12 protein-coding genes are annotated in these 15,270 nt (G+C 56.7%); 10 read left to right on the top strand and 2 right to left on the bottom strand.

The window, feature by feature from the left end; genetic code table 11:
- The first annotated feature begins 50 nt into the window (after positions 1–50).
- The 6 genes from gcvP to QWY83_RS08850 all read left to right on the top strand — a co-directional run bounded on the left by gcvP (position 51) and on the right by QWY83_RS08850 (position 8,373).
- Positions 51–2,900: an aminomethyl-transferring glycine dehydrogenase gene (gcvP, locus tag QWY83_RS08875; protein WP_249945237.1), complete on the top strand. Its 2,850-nt coding sequence runs from the start codon at positions 51–53 to the stop codon at positions 2,898–2,900.
- Positions 2,901–3,208: 308 nt separating this feature from the next.
- Positions 3,209–3,850: a Crp/Fnr family transcriptional regulator gene (locus QWY83_RS08870; protein WP_249945238.1), complete on the top strand. Its 642-nt coding sequence runs from the start codon at positions 3,209–3,211 to the stop codon at positions 3,848–3,850.
- Between the two features lie 87 nt (positions 3,851–3,937).
- On the top strand, positions 3,938–5,029 hold the full coding sequence (locus tag QWY83_RS08865; RefSeq protein ID WP_249945736.1) for a carboxynorspermidine decarboxylase: 1,092 nt from the start codon (positions 3,938–3,940) through the stop codon (positions 5,027–5,029).
- Positions 5,030–5,090: 61 nt separating this feature from the next.
- Entirely contained in the window at positions 5,091–6,338 is a 1,248-nt protein-coding gene (locus QWY83_RS08860) for a saccharopine dehydrogenase family protein (protein WP_249945239.1), read from the top strand.
- 75 nt (positions 6,339–6,413) lie between these two features.
- On the top strand, positions 6,414–7,292 hold the full coding sequence (locus QWY83_RS08855; RefSeq protein ID WP_249945240.1) for an ROK family protein: 879 nt from the start codon (positions 6,414–6,416) through the stop codon (positions 7,290–7,292).
- On the top strand, positions 7,285–8,373 hold the full coding sequence (locus QWY83_RS08850; protein ID WP_249945241.1) for an N-acetylglucosamine-6-phosphate deacetylase: 1,089 nt from the start codon (positions 7,285–7,287) through the stop codon (positions 8,371–8,373). The genes QWY83_RS08855 and QWY83_RS08850 overlap by 8 nt, the downstream gene beginning before the upstream one ends.
- Here the strand turns inward: QWY83_RS08850 and QWY83_RS08845 are convergent.
- Positions 8,339–9,295: a GlxA family transcriptional regulator gene (locus QWY83_RS08845; protein WP_249945242.1), complete on the bottom strand. Its 957-nt coding sequence runs from the start codon at positions 9,293–9,295 to the stop codon at positions 8,339–8,341. The genes QWY83_RS08850 and QWY83_RS08845 overlap by 35 nt on opposite strands.
- 77 nt (positions 9,296–9,372) lie before the next feature.
- Here QWY83_RS08845 and QWY83_RS08840 point away from each other — a divergent pair, with 77 nt between their 5' ends.
- Genes QWY83_RS08840 through QWY83_RS08825 form a run of 4 tightly spaced genes read left to right on the top strand, consistent with a single transcriptional unit; the run spans position 9,373 to position 14,222 of the window.
- The gene (locus QWY83_RS08840; protein ID WP_249945243.1) at positions 9,373–10,533 is read left to right on the top strand and encodes an acyl-CoA dehydrogenase family protein; all 1,161 of its coding nucleotides are present in this window, start codon (positions 9,373–9,375) and stop codon (positions 10,531–10,533) included.
- Between the two features lies 1 nt (position 10,534).
- Positions 10,535–12,568, top strand: a complete 2,034-nt coding sequence (locus QWY83_RS08835; RefSeq protein WP_249945244.1) for an acetate--CoA ligase family protein — start codon at positions 10,535–10,537, stop codon at positions 12,566–12,568.
- Positions 12,565–13,350 (top strand): carnitinyl-CoA dehydratase, encoded by a 786-nt coding sequence (locus QWY83_RS08830; protein ID WP_249945245.1) that lies wholly within the window; start codon positions 12,565–12,567, stop codon positions 13,348–13,350. Before QWY83_RS08835 ends, QWY83_RS08830 begins: the two co-directional genes overlap by 4 nt.
- A gap of 2 nt (positions 13,351–13,352) precedes the next feature.
- Positions 13,353–14,222, top strand: coding sequence for an alpha/beta hydrolase (locus QWY83_RS08825; protein WP_249945246.1), 870 nt, complete (start codon positions 13,353–13,355; stop codon positions 14,220–14,222).
- Here the strand turns inward: QWY83_RS08825 and QWY83_RS08820 are convergent.
- Entirely contained in the window at positions 14,219–15,154 is a 936-nt protein-coding gene (locus QWY83_RS08820; protein WP_249945247.1) for a GlxA family transcriptional regulator, read from the bottom strand. The genes QWY83_RS08825 and QWY83_RS08820 overlap by 4 nt on opposite strands.
- Between the last annotated feature and the right edge of the window lie 116 nt (positions 15,155–15,270).

Below are 15,270 nucleotides of genomic sequence, written 5' to 3'. Positions count from 1 at the left end.
GGGGGTGGTCGTCGCCCCCAGTCAGACCTTTTTTGCCCGAGGATAGGCCCATGCCGTTTGAACCCACCGACTACCGCCCTTACGATTTTGCCAACCGCCGTCACATCGGGCCAAGCCCTGCTGAGATGGAAGAAATGCTGCGTGTTGTGGGTGTTGAGAGCCTCGATCAATTGATCGAACAGACGGTCCCTGCATCCATCCGTCAGTCCGAACCTCTCGATTTTGGGAAGCCCAAGTCGGAAGGTGAACTGCTGTATTTCCTCGGTAACGTGGCCAAGAAAAACAAACAGATGACCTCGCTGATCGGGCAGGGGTTCTATGGCACCGTGACGCCGCCCGCCATTCAGCGCAACATCTTGGAAAACCCTGCGTGGTATACGGCTTACACGCCCTATCAGCCTGAAATTTCGCAAGGTCGCCTTGAGGCGCTGTTGAACTACCAGACCATGGTCTGTGATCTGACGGGCCTCGAAATTGCGAACGCGTCGCTCTTGGACGAGGCAACGGCCGCAGCCGAGGCCATGACCATGGCGCAGCGCGTGGCAAAGTCCAAAGCAACCGCGTTCTTTGTCGATGAAAACTGCCATCCGCAGAACATCGCGGTCATCAAAACCCGCGCAGAACCGCTGGGGATCGAAGTGATCGTGGGTTGTCCCGACGACCTCGACGCCTCCAAGGTCTTTGGCGCTGTGTTCCAATACCCAGGCACCTATGGTCACGTGCGGGACTTTACGGCCCAGATCGCGGACCTGCATGACTTTAACGCTATTGGTATCGTGATCGCCGACCCGCTCGCCCTGACCATGCTCAAAGAGCCGGGTGCGATGGGGGCAGATATTGCCGTTGGCACCACGCAGCGATTTGGCGTGCCGCTAGGATACGGCGGCCCGCACGCAGCTTATTTCGCCTGTAAAGATGCTTACAAACGTTCCATGCCTGGACGCATTGTGGGTGTGTCGGTCGATAGTCGCGGTGGCCGTGCCCTGCGTCTGTCGCTTCAAACCCGCGAACAGCACATCCGCCGTGAAAAGGCGACGTCGAACGTCTGCACAGCGCAAGCATTGTTGGCGGTGATGGCGTCGATGTATGCGGTGTTCCACGGCCCCGTTGGCCTTAAAGCGATTGCGCAGCGTATCCACCGCAAGACTGTGCGACTGGTGAAAGGCCTCGAAGCCGCAGGGTTCAAGGTCGAACCCGATGCCTATTTCGATACTGTCACCGTCGAGGTTGGCCCGCTTCAGGGCACCGTGATGAAGTCAGCTGTTGAAGAAGGCATTAACCTACGCAAAGTCGGTGAAACTAAGGTCGGTATCAGCCTCGATGAGCGCACTCGTCGTTCTACGATTGAGGCGGTATGGCGTGCCTTTGGCATCGATGCAAAGGACGAAGACCTCACGCATCATTATGAAATCCCCGAGGATCTGATCCGCACGTCGGATTACCTAACCCACCCTATTTTCCACATGAACCGCGCTGAGACGGAAATGATGCGCTATATGCGTCGTCTCTCGGATCGCGACCTTGCGCTCGATCGGGCAATGATCCCGCTGGGGTCGTGCACTATGAAACTGAACGCGGCGGCGGAAATGATGCCGATTACGTGGCCAGAGTTTGCGTTCTTGCACCCCTTTGCCCCTGTTGATCAGGCTGCTGGGTATCAAGAGATGATCGCTGACCTGAGTGAAAAGCTCTGTGTCGTGACAGGCTATGACGCGATGTCGATGCAGCCGAACTCTGGCGCGCAGGGCGAATATGCAGGCCTTTTGACCATCATGGCCTACCATAAGGCCAACGGCGACATGCAGCGAAACATCTGTCTGATCCCTGTCTCTGCACACGGCACGAACCCTGCTTCGGCGCAGATGTGTGGCATGGATGTGGTCGTGGTGAAGTCCGCAGAAAATGGCGATATCGACGTTGAGGATTTCCGCGCGAAGGCTGAAAAAGCGGGTGACCGTTTGGCGGCTTGTATGATCACCTATCCGTCGACCCACGGCGTGTTCGAAGAAACCGTGCGCGAGGTTTGCGAGATCACGCACCAGTTCGGCGGCCAAGTTTACATCGACGGCGCGAACCTCAATGCGATGGTTGGTTTGGTTAAGCCGGGTGACATCGGCGGTGACGTTTCGCACCTCAACCTGCACAAGACCTTTGCGATCCCGCACGGCGGCGGTGGCCCCGGCATGGGTCCAATTGGGGTCAAAGCACACCTCGCGCCCTACCTGCCAGGACACCCTGAAACGGGTGGCGAAACGGGACCGGTGTCCTCGGCACCTTGGGGGTCTGCGTCGATCCTGCTGATTTCGTGGGCTTATGTGTTGATGATGGGCGGGCAGGGCCTAACCCAAGCGACCAAGGTCGCGATCCTCAACGCGAACTACATCGCGAAACGGCTGGAAGCTGGTTACGGCGTCCTTTTCAAAGGCCGCAATGGTCGCGTAGCACACGAATGTATCCTCGACACGCGTCCGTTTGCCGATGATCACGGCGTGACCGTCGATGACATCGCAAAGCGTCTCATCGACAACGGGTTCCACGCACCCACGATGAGTTGGCCTGTCGCGGGAACATTGATGGTCGAGCCGACCGAGTCCGAGACAAAAGCAGAGTTGGACCGCTTTATCGATGCGATGCTGTCCATCCGCGCTGAGATCGACAAGGTTGCAGCGGGAACTTGGCCCGCTGACAACAACCCTCTGTGCAACGCGCCGCATACTGTTGAGGACCTGATCGGTGATTGGGAACGTCCGTACACCCGTGAAGAGGCCTGTTATCCAGCGGGATCGTTCCGTGTGGACAAATACTGGGCACCTGTGAATCGCGTCGATAACGTCTGGGGGGATCGCAACCTGATGTGCATTTGTCCGCCGCTTTCGAATTACCAAGAAGCCGCCGAGTAAGGTTTCGTCAAAACAAGAAAAGGCCCGCGAAGTGTTCGCGGGCCTTTTTTGTTAAGGGCTTGTTAACGAGTCTCCACTGAAAATGATCCAATGGTTTATGGTGTCGCCTCAAAGACATTATATCCTCAAGTATAGGTCATATATACTTTAGATTGTGGTTCGTATTTAGTATGGGCGCAGCATGCAGTGCATCTCTGCTGCTGCGCTTTTTCACATATAACACAGACGGAGTTCCGATGCTTGGGGACAAAGGCACGGCTGACAAGCCGAGCCGAGGGATAAGAAATAGTTTACGGTTCCCACAATTGATGCGGAGCGAGATATTCGACGGTTTCTCGGAACTGGAGAAAATCCGACTCATCGATGCAGCTCGCATGCAATACTTCCCAGAGGCGACGGATTTCATTCATCAGGATCAAGTGCCCCTAGGGCTCTATTTGGTTGCACAAGGGCAGGTAGAGATCTGCTACCTTTCGTCTGCCGGCACCCGCACGCCATTGTTGATCGCCAATGTGGGCATGACATTGGGCGGTATTGAATGCCTTGCCAATAGGACTGCTGCGGCGAGTGGACGGGCGACGGCAGGGAGCTGCGTTCTTTTGATCGAAAAGGCTCAGCTCGCAGACCTGACGACCGATCCCCGATTTGTTCGCAACCTTTCGGCGCATATGTACGAGGCCATGCTGCGGTTCAATATGTTCCGAAGTGCTGAAAAGGATATGAATGTCCCGCAGCGGATCGCGCATTATCTTCTTCAGTTGCGCTGTTCGGATAACAGCGTTCGGCATAGCCAAACCTTTATTGCCGATACAGTCGGGTGTTCGCGTCAGACCGTGAACAAGAACTTAGGCCGTATGCGCCGCGACGGTCTGATCACCATTGAAAAGGGTGTTATCCAGATCAAGTCAGAGGATGTTTTGCTCCAGTGGATCGACACCGTAGAGGATTGATCACAAATTAAACTTGTCCCATGGGGGCAAAGGCCCTATGTCGCGGTTTCTGGTTTGAGTTCCTTTGCCTCACGGGGGAAACCGATGATCGACACGCCGTACTACCTTATCGATAAGGCTCGTCTTCTTCCTAATATGGAAAAAATTGCTTGGCTCCGCGAAAACTCGGGGGCAAAGGCGCTTTTGGCGCTCAAGTGTTTTGCGACGTGGTCAGTGTTTGATTTTATGTCCGAATACATGGACGGCACGACGTCGTCTTCTATGTTTGAGGTAAAGCTTGGTCGCGAAAAATTCCCCGGTGAAACCCACGCCTATTCTGTCGCTTGGAAAGACGACGAGATGGACGAGGTTTTGGCGAACTCAGACAAGATCATTTTCAACACGGTCGGTCAGCTGACCCGCCATGAGGAAGTATCACGCGGCCATAAACGCGGCCTGCGCGTGAACCCCGGTGTGTCGACCTCTGGTTTTGACCTCGCCGATCCAGCGCGCCCCTTTAGCCGTCTGGGTGAACATGACCCGAAAAACATCGAACCCGTTGCCGATCTGATCACTGGCTTTATGTTCCACAACAACTGTGAGAACGCGGACTTTGATCGGTTTGACGCAATGCTCAACAGCATTGAACAGCGGTTTGGTTACCTGATCCGCAAGATGGAATGGATCAGCCTTGGCGGCGGTATCCATTTCACTGGCGAGGATTATCCGCTTGAAAAGCTCGCTGAGCGCCTGAAACGCTTTAGCGAACAGAACGAAGTACAGGTCTATCTGGAACCAGGCGAGGCGGCGATCACCAAATCGACCACGCTCGAGGTGACGGTTCTCGACACACTCCACAACGGTAAAAACCTTGCCATCGTGGATAGCTCGATCGAAGCGCATATGCTCGACCTGCTGATCTACCGCGAAAGCGCAAAGATGAACGAGAGCGGCGATCAAGAGTGGATGGTCTGCGGAAAATCCTGCCTTGCGGGCGATATTTTCGGCGAGTTCAAATTCCCTGCGCCACTCAAGGCAGGTGATCGCCTGTCCATTCAGGATGCGGCAGGCTACACTATGGTTAAGAAGAACTGGTTCAATGGCGTAAAGATGCCTGCGATTGCCATTCGCGAACTCGACGGTACCGAACGATTGGTCCGCGATTTCACATACGAAGATTTCTCGGCTGCATTGTCGTGAATGTGTCGCCTCAGGGCGATAAACCTAACGTCAAACTTACCACCAAAGGGGGTCCTGTGCATTGAAACAGAACGTTCTCATCATCGGCGCTGGCGGCGTCGCTCAGGTCGTAGCGCATAAATGCGCGCAAAATAACGATGTGCTTGGCGAGATTCATATCGCGAGCCGGACGCTTTCCAAATGTGAAGCGATCCTTGAGTCGGTCCGCGAAAAGGGCGCGATGAAACAAGAGGGCGTTTTGGCGGCCCATCAGGTTGATGCGATGGATACGGCGGCGGTTGCAGCCCTGATCCGCGAGACGGGTGTTGAGATCGTCATCAACGTAGGCTCTGCCTTTGTGAATATGTACGTTCTGGATGCCTGTATCGAAACAGGCGTTGCCTATATCGACACGGCGATCCACGAAGACCCCGCAAAGATCTGCGAAACTCCGCCTTGGTATGCAAACTACGAATGGAAGAAACGCGACCTCTGCGCTGAGAAGGGCGTAACCGCCATTTTGGGCGCTGGTTTCGACCCGGGTGTTGTGAACGCATTCGCGCGATTTGCGATTGATGAATATATGGACGAGGTAAAGTCCATCGACATCGTCGACATCAACGCGGGTTCGCACGGTAAGTATTTTGCGACGAACTTTGACCCTGAAATCAACTTCCGTGAATTCACCGGCGTTGTTTACTACTGGGAAGACCAGCAGTGGAAAGAGACAACCATGTTTGCCTCTGGCCACGATTGGGACCTCCCTGTGGTCGGCACTTGCCGCGGCTATCAGTCGGGCCACGACGAGGTGCACAGCCTTGCTGCGAATTATCCGCAGGCTGACGTGCGGTTCTGGATGGGCTTTGGTGACCACTACATCAACGTCTTTACCGTTCTGAAAAACCTCGGCCTTCTGTCCGAGCAGCCAGTCACAACTGCCGAAGGTCTGGAAGTGGTGCCGTTGAAAGTGGTGAAAGCTGTCTTGCCAGATCCGTCCTCTCTGGCGCCGAACTACACGGGCAAGACCTGTATTGGTGATCTCGTGAAGGGCACAAAAGACGGTCAAGACGTTGAGGTCTTCGTCTACAACGTGGCCGATCACAAAGAAGCCTACGAAGAAGTCGGCAGCCAAGGCATTTCCTACACCGCAGGTGTTCCGCCCGTCGCTGCGGCGATGCTTGTTGCCACTGGCGAATGGGAGGCAAAGACCATGCGCAATGTCGAAGAGCTCGACCCCAAGCCGTTCTTTACCATTCTGGACCAGATCGGCCTGCCGACCCGCGTTCAGGTTGGTGGCCTTGGTGGCACCGACAAAGCTTGGAACGAATGATCCAATAGGCTGGTAACATCGTTAAATATTTGGATAAGGTGGGCGTCGACCCACCTTGTTCTTTTTGGGGACAGGATGATCGCAGCAGGAATTGATCTCGGCGGGACCAAGATCGAAGCACAGATTTTTGACCGTGGATGGAAATTGGTTGCGACCGAACGGGTCAGCACACCGAAAACCTATGAGGGTTTGATTTCTGCGCTCAAAAAACTGGTGGCATCCTGCGGTGACGTCCCCATTGGTATTTCGGCGGCTGGATTGATCCACCCTGAAACGGGCGTGGCTCTCACGTCGAACCTTCCTGCGACGGGACGAACGCTTGTCTCTGACGTAGTCAAAGTGACAAAGCGCCCATTGGTTTGGATCAACGATGCGCGGGCGTTGCTTTTGTCCGAGGCTGTCTTTGGCGTCGGAGAAGGCGTGAAGCGTGTGGCGGGCGTCATCATTGGAACGGGGATCGGCAGTGGGCTGTCGGTCGATGGACGGCTTCAAGCGGGGACATCGGGAACCTCGGGTGAAATCGGTCACGTCGCGCTGCCAGCGCATTTGGTTCAACGGTATAACTTGCCGCTCGTGGCCTGCGGCTGCGGCCGTGTCGGCTGTATGGAAACGCTTATTGCAGGGCCAGGGCTGGTTCGGATCGCAAAAGCGGTGAAAAGCTCCGAGACGACACCGAAAGATATCGCCGCCGAACGGGGTAAGGCTTGGCACATTTGGTGCGAATTGACGGCCGAGATGCTCTTTACGCTCAACACCATTGGTGATCCAGAGTTGATCATTTTGGCTGGCGGGCTGAGCAAGGTTCCCCACCTTGTCGAAGATCTGAAAGTGGCGCTGACGAACGCGCAGTTCAAAGGCTTCCCTATTCCCGATATTCGAATTGCCAAAGGTGGCGACGCATCTGGTGCGCTTGGTGCTGCCTATGTGGCATGGCGGCAAAGCGCGGATGACTGAGTGGGTTTTCTCAGAATCTGTGTTCGATGGGGCCTCTTTGGGGCCTGCGTCGCTCTGTATTGAAGGTGGTCAGATCGTTGAGGTCACCCCGCTCGCGCGGCGTGGGGCTGAGATCAGTGGCGCAATTGTTCCGGGGTTTCTGGACCTACAGGTCAACGGTGGCGGCGGCGTTTTGCTGAACGCCGAACCCAGTCGACTTTCCGAAATCTGCGCGGCCCATCGGCGGTTTGGGACTGTTGGCATTATGCCGACTGTGATCACCGACGCGCCTAACGTTCTGACCGCCGTTACAGATGCGATCATTGCGGCGAAAGAGGATGTTCTTGGCCTACATATCGAAGGCCCGCATATTGCCATGTCTAAACGCGGCACCCATTCGGCTGAACATGTGCGGCCCATGGATGACAACACCATTGCAGCGGTTAAGCGGTTGCGCGACGCAGGTGTTACCGTCTTGCTGACACTTGCCCCCGAAATCGTCGGTGAGGCGGCGATCGCAGACCTCATGGCGATGGGAGTGATCGTCTCTCTCGGGCATTCTGATGCCACGGCAGAGGAAGCCGAGGCTGGCTTTGCGGCGGGGGCACAGGCAGTGACCCATTTGTTCAACGCTATGTCGCCGATGACGCACCGTGCCGCAGGTCTAGCTGGCGTAGCGATGGAACGCGCGCCGTTTGTCGGCCTCATCGCGGATGGCATCCACGTCGAAGATCGCGTGTTAAAGATTGCCGTTCGCGCAACGCAGGGACGGATATTCTTTGTCTCGGACGCGATGCCCACGGTCGGTGGGCCTGATCAGTTCGACCTCTATGGAACTACCATTCGGGTCGAGGATGGTCGCTTGGTGAATGCCGAAGGTGCCTTGGCAGGGGCGCACACGACAATGGCAGAGGGCGTTGCGCGGCTGATTGGGTTGGGAGAGCCGCCTAAGGATGTTTTGCACATGGCGATCACAAATCCCGCTGCGCTCATCGGACGGTCAGACCTCGCGTCACTGGTTGGCCGCTCTGTCGAGGATGTGATTGTCCTGAACCATGATTGGGTCGTCAACGGTCCGTTGGCGTCTTTCGTAGGTCACTGACCGTGCAGCCAAATTCGGCCCGAAACGCGCGGGTCATGGCGCTGGCATTCTGATATCCGCAACGGTCCGCAATTTCCGCGATCGAAATGCTGGAATGCGTTGCCAGTCGTCGGGCCTCTCTCAGTTTGATCGCTTGATACAGTCGCCGTGGGCCAAAGCCATAGGCCGTTTTGCAAGCGGCGGTGAAGGCTTTCTCGGTCAAGCCAATCCGCTCTGCGAGGTCAGGAACAGAAAGCGGCGTTTCGATATTCCGACGCATGAGTGCCGCCGCCGCACGGATTTTCTGCGGCTTCGTAGTGCTCGGTCGGGTGCCGATCATCGTCGCCTTTTCGCCATACATAAAAAGCGAACTGACCTCTAAGCCAAGCATCGGTCCGTGATGATCTTCGATCAGGGACAGGACAAGATCAAAGGTGGTCGTCACCCCGCCGCAGGATAAGATGTTCCCGTCTTTCACGATGCGATCCTCGCTGACCGTGACATCGGGAAACCGTTCGGCAAAGGCATCGATTTCATCCCAGTGGATCGTCGCGCGTCGCCCGTCCAAGAGGCCCGCCGAAGCGAGTAGCCAGCTCCCCATATCCATGCCGACCAATGTTTTAAATCGGGTGCTGGCTGATCTCAGGGCTTGATTGCAGGCCAAAGTGGCGTGGCTCTGAAAGTCATAGCTGGGCATGATAAACAGATAATCCCCGCCAGTATGGTGCCTGAGTGTGTGTTCGGTGTGCACGGGAAGTCCGCTGGACGACGTGATCGTGCCGCCTTGTAGGCTAAGAAACTGCCATTGATAGAGCTGTTTGCGGGCGAGGGAGTTGGCGGCGCGAAGTGGTTCTACCGCGTTGGCGAGACAGTGATTGGAAAACGCATCGAACAACAGGATGCCGACCGCGCGGGTGGTCTCAGATGATTTCCAAATCTGCATGATATTTGCCTAAATCTGCATGATGCGCTTTGGCAACTTCTCGCATCCTTGATCCAACGCGACAAGGGGAGAACGCCATGCACTTTGGGCTGAGCGAAGAACAAGACATGATCGTGAACACCGTGCGGGCGTTTGTAGAGAACGAAATCTACCCGCATGAGGCCATGGTTGAACGCACTGGGCAGGTGCCGCTGGAACTGGGGTTAGAGATCAAACAAAAGGTCATCGACCTCGGGTTTTATGCCTGTAATTTCCCCGAAGAGGTCGGCGGCGCTGGGCTGTCGCACCTCGATTTTACGCTTGTCGAACGTGAACTCGGTCGCGGGTCTATGGCACTGACCCACTTCTTTGGGCGTCCGCAGAATATCTTGATGGCCTGCGAGGGGGAGCAGAAAGAGAAATACCTTTTGCCCGCTGTTCGTGGTGAGAAAATGGATGCCCTCGCCATGACGGAACCAGATGCTGGGTCTGACGTGCGGGGGATGAAATGTCAGGCCCAACGCGATGGCGGCGATTGGGTGATCAACGGGTCAAAGCATTTCATTTCTGGCGCTGAACACGCGGACTTTTTCATCGTGTTCGTTGCAACGGGGGTCGATGACACGCCGAAAGGTCCGAAAAAACGGATCACCTGCTTCCTCGTTGATCGCGGAACACCGGGTTTCGAAGTGCGTGAGGGCTACACCTCGGTGTCGCATCGTGGGTATAAGAATTACATCCTCTATTTCGACAATTGCCGCCTTCCTGATGCGCAGGTTTTGGGCGAGGTCGATGGTGGGTTTGCTGTCATGAACGAATGGCTCTATGCGACCCGTCTGACTGTCGCCGCGTTCTGCGTTGGGCGCGCCAGACGGTGTTTCGATCATGCACTCAGCTACGCGGCAGAGCGGAAACAGTTCGGCCAACAGATCGCGAAATTTCAAGGGATCAGTTTTCAGATCGCCGACATGATCACAGAGATCGACGCGGCGGATTGGCTGACGCTATCTGGCGCGTGGCGTCTGGATCAGGGCATGGAGGCGAACCGAGAGATCGCCAGCGCAAAGCTCTATGCCTCGGAAATGCTGGCGCGTGTGACCGATGCGACATTGCAAATTCACGGCGGCATGGGGCTCATGGATGACTTCCCGATCGAGCGGTTCTGGCGCGATGCGCGGGTTGAGCGGATCTGGGACGGCACCAGTGAAATCCAGCGCCACATCATCAGCCGCGATCTGTTCCGTCCGTTGGGGGCCTAACATGGTGGCACTTGATCGCCTGATGAAGCCTCGCTCCATAGCGGTTGTTGGAGGGGGCAGTTGGTGCGCCAATATCATCCGCGAATGCCAGCGGATCGGTTTCGAAGGACATATCTGGCCCGTGCATCCGACCAGAGCGGAAGTCGCTGGGGTCACAGCCTATGCCTCGATCGAAGCTTTGCCCGAAGCCCCCGATGCGACCTTTGTCGGTGTGAACCGTGAGGCAACCATTGGCGTCGTTTCTGACCTTGCGGCGCGTGGGGCAGGAGGTGCCGTCTGCTTTGCGTCTGGTTTCAGAGAGGCGTCGTCCGAGCTCGCCGATGGCGATGGTCTCCAAGAGCAACTTGTCGCTGCGGCGGGCGATATGCCGATCCTTGGGCCAAACTGCTATGGGTTTGTGAACGCGTTGGATCGGGCGGCGCTCTGGCCCGATGTGCATGGGATGGTGCCGTGCGACAAAGGCGTTGCCATCGTTGGTCAGTCCTCAAACGTTGCCATCAATCTGACAATGCAGCGGCGCGGGTTGCCCGTGGCTTATGTGGTCACGGTCGGCAATCAGGCGCAGATGGGCATGGCCGATATTGGTGCCGCACTGCTCTCTGATCCGCGCGTGACGGCCTTGGGGCTTCATATCGAGGGGGTGAATGATCTTCGCGCTTACGAGGCCTTGGCGGATACGGCGAAGCGATTAGGCAAACCCGTTGTTGTGATGAAGGTCGGTGCGTCCGATCAAGCGCAGCAAGCAACAGTGTCCCATACCGCCTCCCTCGCGGGGAGCGATGCAGGCGCAAAGGCCCTTATGCGGCGGTTGGGGTTCGCGCAGGTCGATAGCCCGTCCGCCCTATTGGAGACGCTTAAGGTCCTGCATGTGACGGGCGGGCTGTCCTCGAATAAGATCGCGTCGATGTCCTGCTCTGGCGGGGAAGCGTCGCTGATGGCGGATATCGGGATGGCCTCTGGCGTCGACTATCCACCCCTGAATGTCGCCCAATCAGATGCCCTGCGCGAAGCGCTTGGCCCCAAGGTCGCCTTGGCCAATCCGTTGGATTATCACACCTATATCTGGGGCGATCAGGCCGCTTTGACCCGTTGCTTTGCTGCGATGATGGAGGGTGACTTGGCCATGGGCTGCGTGGTTCTGGATTTCCCGCGCGAGGATCGTTTTGCCGCGCCAGAGTGGAAATTGGTCCTGAACGCGGTAGCCGATACCGCCGCCGCTGCAGGAAAACCGATGGCTTTGCTGGCGAGCATGGCTGAGGGGATGCCAGAAGCGATTGCGGCTGAGGCGATGGATCGGTCCGTTGTGCCGCTGTGCGGTATGGCCGATGGGCTCGCCGCGATTGCGGCTGCGTCGCAGGTTAATGCGACCTCACAGGTGCCGCTGCTTTTGCCAAACCTGCGGGAGGATGCGGAAACGCTGACCGAGGCAGAGGCAAAGTCTGCGCTTAGTCATCATGGCCTTCGTGTGCCAAAATCCGCCATGGTCTATAGCGCCAAAGACGCAGGTGACGCCGCCAACGATCTGGGGTTTCCCGTTGTGCTCAAAGGGGTCGGGTTTGCGCATAAAACCGAAGCGGGCGCCGTTCGCGTGGGGCTTACGAATGCGGAAGCGGTCAAAGCTGCCGCTGACGCGATGCCATGTTCCGACTTCTTAGTCGAAGAGATGATCACCGAAACAGTTGCAGAGCTTCTGGTCGGCGTCTTGTGTGACCCTGCACATGGGTTCGTTCTGACCATTGGGGCAGGGGGAATCCTGACGGAAATTCTGTCAGATACAGTGTCGCTCCTCCTGCCGGTTTCTTCTGCAGAAGTCGAAGATGCTCTCAGCCGTTTGCGTTGCTTCCCCCTGTTACAGGGCTATCGTGGCAAGGCGGGCGCCAATGTGGATGCGATTGTCGCGGCAGTTCTCTCTGTGCAAGAGTTTGTGCAAGCGAACCAAGACGTGGTGAAAGAAGTCGAAATCAATCCGCTTCTCTGCGGACCAAATGAGGCCATCGCGGTCGATGCGCTGATCCGAATGGGAGGAAATCAATGACCCAATCTCCGCTGCAGGTCACCCGTCATGGTGCCGTTCTTGAGGTCGTATTGGACCGCCCAAAGGCCAATGCCATTGATCTGGAAACCAGCCGACAGATGGGTGAGGTTTTCACGGAATTCCGTGATGATGACGGCCTGCGTGTGGCGATCATCACGGGAGCAAGTGATAAATTCTTTTGCCCTGGTTGGGATCTCAAGGCTGCCGCTGGCGGTGATGCCGTCGACGGAGATTATGGCAAAGGCGGGTTTGGCGGACTGCAAGAGTTGCGTGACCTCAATAAGCCTGTGATCGCTGCGGTGAACGGGATTGCATGTGGTGGTGGGTTAGAGTTGGCCCTAAGTGCCGATATCATCCTCGCCTCCGATCACGCGACCTTTGCACTTCCAGAAATTCGGTCGGGGACGGTGGCGGATGCGGCTTCGATCAAATTGCCGAAACGCATCCCTTATCACATCGCGATGGAAATGCTGTTGACCGGCCGTTGGTTCGACGCCGAAGAAGCCGCGCGTTGGGGATTGGTCAATCGTATTTTGCCCGCCGCGGCCCTCATGGAAGAGGCCCGCACGCTGGCCGCGCAATTGGCCGATGGCCCGCCTCTCGTCTTTGCCGCGATCAAAGAGATCGTGCGCGAGGCCGAGGACATGAAGTTCCAAGATGCCATGAACCGCATCACCAAAAGCCAGTTTGCGACGGTCGAACGGCTCTATCGGTCTGAGGATCAGTTGGAAGGGGCGCGTGCTTTTGCCGACAAGCGTGATCCTGTTTGGAAGGGGCGCTGATCGTGGACTATCGCCAGTATCTCTCACCCGAGGTTCTCGCCTTCATCGACGAGACACTGGCCTTTTATCCCGCTGATCTCGACCCAACCGATTGGGCCGCGCAACGGCGGGTCTATAACGCCATGGCCGCGCATTTTCATGCAGGTCGGCCCGAAGGTCTGCAGGTGTCAGATCAGTCGATTGCTAGCGTTCCTGTGCGGCTCTACGGACTGCCATCCAAGACCACGGTTCTATACGCACACGGCGGTGGCTTTGTTCTGGGTAGGTTAGAGAGCCACGACGATGTTTGCGCTGAGATTGCAGACCGAACAGGCTGTCAGGTGGTGTCAGTGGATTACCGTCTTGCGCCCGAACACCCCCACCCAGCGGCCTATGACGATACGGTCGCGGTTGCTGAAGCTCTCTGCGCTGAGGGGCCTGTTGTCCTCTGTGGCGATAGCGCAGGTGGAACGCTTTGCGCCGCCATTGCTGGAACACGGGCTGATTTGGGGTTCGTGGGGCAGGTTCTGATCTATCCGATGATTGGGTATCCAGCGACAGGCGGAAGTTTCCATGTCCATGCACACGCGCCTCTCCTCTCGACTGCTGATCTGGAATTTTACGCGGACGTGAGGGGGGGATCGCCTGATGATCCGAGGCTAATCCCTGCGTTGGGTGACCTTTCCGCGCTGCCGCCTACTTGGCTATTCCCTGCGGAATGTGATCCGCTTTGTGACGATGCCGTTCGGTACGCGGACGCATTCCGAGGCGAGGTCCATTTGTGCCAGCAGGACGGACTGGTGCATGGCTGGCTCCGTGCACGTGATCGGAGCGATATGACCCGACGGGCCTTTGATCAGATCATCAACGCAATGGCCCATTTGGCAGGTTAGTGCGGGCGGTTGCCGTGTGATTTGCGGATAGGGTGACCAAAGGCGTGTTTGAACGCCTTACCTAACGCAGAGGCCGATGAATATCCGCAGCGAATGGCAATTGTGTCGAGGTCGTAATCCGTGCTGGCGGCCAGCTCCCTTGCGTGGCTGAGGCGCATCATCTGGTAGTAGCGACCAGGCGACATGGCGAGTTCGGCTTGGAATAGACGGTCGAGGGTTCGGCGCGTGAGGCCAGACCGCTGCGCAAGCTCTTCGAGGGTCAGGGGTGTCTCAATGGTTTCAACCATCAGGTTAACGATTTGCCGAAGCTGCGCTGTGCCTTTGCCTTCTAACCTATTCGCCCCGCGCCCCGTCGTTTGCTGACGTTCTGCATCGTGAAGGAACATCGTTGAGGCGATAAACGCGTTTGCAGGACCAAACTGGTCCGAGATTAGCGCCAACATCAGCTCCATCGCGGTCGAGGCCCCGCCGCAGGTCGAGATGCGGCTGCCTTTGACAAATCGATCATAACTGATGCGGGTTCGTGGGAATTCCTCGGTAAAATCGGAAATAACGGCCCAGTGGATTGTCGCCGTTTGATCGTCGAGCAAACCCGCGGCCGCTAAAATCCAACTGCCCGTATCTGCAGCAAGGATTGCGTCGGCCTGTCGAGTGAGCCTGCGCAGTGGGGCGAGTTGTTCTGGCTTCGAATAGTCACGAAATCCGTAGCCGCTGACGACAATTAGAAGGTCAGATCGCCCCACCTCTGCAATAGAACAATCAGGTGAAATCTTGAGCCCGCTCGAACTCTGCGCTGGGCCGTCGTGTGGTGTCACAATGCGCCACGACAGATCAGCCTGCCCCTGATCCCGCACTGCGCGGAGCGGTTCGAGGAGGCACGACAGCACCATATTCGAGAACCCATCGTAGAGCAGGACGGTGACTGTTTTCATCTCATTCTGACCGTATTGGAATATTTATTGTCACAATAGGAACAATAAAACCGACATCTACGCCATACCATTTTTACAAATAGGTGGTTGGAATCGAACATCTGCTTTGTGCCAAC

Source organism: Marivivens donghaensis (assembly GCF_030410045.1).
GTDB lineage: Bacteria > Pseudomonadota > Alphaproteobacteria > Rhodobacterales > Rhodobacteraceae > Marivivens > Marivivens donghaensis.
This window is presented reverse-complemented; position numbering and strand designations above follow the sequence as displayed.

Bases quoted from the DNA above. Each gene is read 5' to 3' on its own strand.
- gcvP (WP_249945237.1), top strand. From the start codon at position 51: ATGCCGTTTGAACCCACCGACTACCGCCCTTACGATTTTGCCAACCGC.
- QWY83_RS08870 (WP_249945238.1), top strand. From the start codon at position 3,209: ATGCGGAGCGAGATATTCGACGGTTTCTCGGAACTGGAGAAAATCCGA.
- QWY83_RS08855 (WP_249945240.1), top strand. From the start codon at position 6,414: ATGATCGCAGCAGGAATTGATCTCGGCGGGACCAAGATCGAAGCACAG.
- QWY83_RS08850 (WP_249945241.1), top strand. From the start codon at position 7,285: ATGACTGAGTGGGTTTTCTCAGAATCTGTGTTCGATGGGGCCTCTTTG.
- QWY83_RS08845 (WP_249945242.1), bottom strand. From the start codon at position 9,295: ATGCAGATTTGGAAATCATCTGAGACCACCCGCGCGGTCGGCATCCTG.
- QWY83_RS08840 (WP_249945243.1), top strand. From the start codon at position 9,373: ATGCACTTTGGGCTGAGCGAAGAACAAGACATGATCGTGAACACCGTG.
- QWY83_RS08835 (WP_249945244.1), top strand. From the start codon at position 10,535: ATGGTGGCACTTGATCGCCTGATGAAGCCTCGCTCCATAGCGGTTGTT.
- QWY83_RS08830 (WP_249945245.1), top strand. From the start codon at position 12,565: ATGACCCAATCTCCGCTGCAGGTCACCCGTCATGGTGCCGTTCTTGAG.
- QWY83_RS08820 (WP_249945247.1), bottom strand. From the start codon at position 15,154: ATGAAAACAGTCACCGTCCTGCTCTACGATGGGTTCTCGAATATGGTG.